Source organism: Pseudomonas sp. PB106, from assembly GCF_009764645.1.
Taxonomy (GTDB): Bacteria; Pseudomonadota; Gammaproteobacteria; order Pseudomonadales; family Pseudomonadaceae; genus Aquipseudomonas.
Genome location: NZ_RWIM01000183.1, coordinates 1 through 3185 on the forward strand (window position 1 = coordinate 1; position 3185 = coordinate 3185).

Genomic DNA, 3185 nt, shown 5'->3' on the forward strand with positions numbered 1-3185 from the left:
AGGCGGCACCGTGACTTACACCGCGACAGTTGGCGCGCCAGTGACGGGTTCGCCGGTCACCGTGACCCTGGCCAACGGTCAGAACATCACGATTGAAGTGGGTAAAACCACTGGTACCGTGACCACCGTTGCGCCGAACGATGCGTTGAACGGTCACGCACCACTGACCAATGCGATCACTGACGTGAGCGGTGGTAACTACGAGAATCTTGTTGCCGATAAGACGCCGGTTTCGACCAACGTCACCGATACGGTCGACACCACCGACCTGACGCTCAGCGCCACCGGCACTGTGGCTGAAGGCGGTTCGATTGTTTACACCGCGACGCTGACCAATCCGGCCGGCACGCCGGTCACCGTGAACCTGTCGAACGGTGCGGTGATCACCATCGAAGCGGGCAAAACCACCGGCACCGTGACCGTCGCCGCGCCTGCCGATGACGTCTACAAAGACGCTGGCAAAGTAGAAGTCACGATCAAGGACGCCACGGGCGGCAACTTCGAGAACCTGGTTCCAAGCACCACGCCAGCGGTCACCGACGTTACCGACACCATCGATACTTCGACGGTCAAACTGACTGCGACCGAAACCGCCGCTGAAGGTGGAACCGTCACCTACACCGCGACTGTTGGGGCGCCAGTGACTGGTTCGCCAGTTATTGTGACCCTGGCCAACGGCCAGAACATCACCATCGAAATCGGTAAAACCACTGGGACCGTGACCACCACTGCGCCAAACGATGCGTTGACTGGCCATGCTCCGATTACCAACGCGATCACAGGCGTTTCCGGCGGCAACTACGAAAATCTCGTGGCTGACAAAACTCCGGTCAGCACCAACGTGACTGACACCGTCGACACCACCGATCTGACGCTGACGGCGACCGGTTCGGTGGCCGAGGGTGGTTCGATCCTCTACACCGCGACATTGACCAATGCCGCGGGCTCGCCAGTGACAGTGACCTTGTCGAATGGCGCCGTGATCACCATCGAAGCCGGCAAAACCACAGGCACCGTGTCTGTTCCGGCGCCAGCCGATGACGTCTACAAGGACGCAGGCAAAGTCGAAGCAACCATTTCCACCGCCACCGGCGGCAACTTCGAGAACCTGGTACCGAGCACTCTTCCAGCGATCACCGAAGTGACCGACACCATCGACACCTCGACCGTGAAACTGACCGCCGACACCTCCGTGGCTGAAGGCGGCACCGTTACTTACACTGCGACCGTAGGTGCGCCAGTGACCGGTTCGCCGGTTACCGTGACCCTGGCCAACGGTCAGAACATCACGATTGAAGTGGGTAAAACCACTGGCACCGTGACCTTCACCGCGCCAAACGATGCGTTGACCGGTCACGCGCCAGTCACCAACGCGATCACGGGTGTCACGGGCGGCAACTACGAAAATCTCGTCGCCGACAAAACGCCGGTTTCGACCAACGTCACCGATACCGTCGACACCACCAACCTGACGCTGTCAGCGACTGACACCGTGGCCGAAGGTGGCCAGATCACCTACACCGCGACGTTGACCAACGCGGCGGGTTCGCCTGTCACCGTGACCCTGTCGAACGGCGCAGTGATCACCATCGAAGCGGGCAAGACGTCCGGCACTGTGACCGTTGCGGCACCTGCCGATGACGTCTACAAAGACGCTGGCAAAGTAGAAGTCACGATCAAGGACGCCACGGGGGGCAACTTCGAAAATCTGGTTCCGAGCACCACGCCAGCCGTGACCGACGTTACCGATACCGTCGACACGACCACCGTCAAACTCACCGCCACCGAGTCGGCAGCAGAAGGTGGCACCGTCACTTACACGGCCACTGTTGGTGCACCAGTAACTGGCGCGCCGGTCGTCGTGACCTTGGCCAACGGCCAGACGATCACCATCGGCCTCGGCCAGACAACCGGCACCGCGACCACCACTGCGCCAAACGACGCACTGACTGGCCACGCACCGATTACCAACGCAATTACCGACGTGAGCGGCGGCAACTACGAAAATCTCGTGGCCGACAAAACGCCGGTTTCGACTACTATCACTGACACCGTCGACACGACAAACCTGTCCTTGAGCGCCACCAACTCGGTCGCTGAAGGTGGTTCGATTGTCTACACCGCCACGCTGACCAACGCCGCGGGCTCGCCAGTGACCGTGACCCTGAGCAACGGCTCGGTAATCACCATCAAGGCTGGCGAAACCACCGGCACCGTGACCGTCGCCGCACCAGCCGATGACGTCTACAAAGACGCCGGCAACGTCCAGGCAACGATCAAAACCGCAACCGGCGGCAGCTTCGAAAACCTCGTCACCAGCACAACTCCAGCCGTGACCAGCGTCACCGACACCATCGACACCACCACCGTCAAACTGACCGCTACCGAATCGGCAGCGGAAGGTGGCACCGTCACCTACACCGCCTCCGTTGGTGCGCCAGTGACCGGCTCGCCGGTTGTCGTGACCCTGGCCAACGGTCAGACGATCACCATTGGCCTCGGCCAGACTACCGGCACCGCGACCACCACCGCGCCTAACGACGCGTTGACCGGCCATGCACCACTGACCAACTCGATCACCAATGCTACTGGCGGCAACTACGAAAACCTCGTGGCCGACAAGACGCCGGTTTCGACTACTGTCACTGACACCGTCGACACGACAAACCTGACGCTCAGCGCTACCAACTCGGTCGCTGAAGGTGGTTCGATTGTTTACACCGCCACTCTGACCAACGCTGCTGGCTCGCCAGTCACCGTGACCCTGAGCAACGGCTCGGTAATCACCATCAAGGCTGGCGAAACCACCGGCACTGTGACCGTCGCCGCACCAGCCGATGACGTCTACAAAGACGCCGGCAACGTCCAGGCAACGATCAAAACCGCAACCGGCGGCAGCTTCGAAAACCTGGTGACCAGCACTGCACCCGCCGTGACCAGCGTCACTGATACCATCGACACAACCACCGTCAAACTGACCGCTACCGAATCGGCAGCGGAAGGTGGCACCGTCACCTACACCGCCTCCGTTGGTGCGCCAGTGACCGGCTCGCCGGTTGTGGTGACCTTGGCCAACGGCCAAAGCATCACCATCGAAGTCGGCAAAACCACCGGCACCGTGACCACTATTGCGCCGAACGATGCGCTGACCGGTCATGCCCCGATTACCAATGCGATCACCGGCG

Annotated in this window: 1 protein-coding gene; it reads left to right on the forward strand. The window is 61.1% G+C overall.

The features are described from left to right. Nucleotides 1-3185: immunoglobulin-like domain-containing protein (locus tag EJA71_RS23150; RefSeq protein WP_371925725.1), on the forward strand; the 3185-nt coding region annotated here is incomplete at both ends.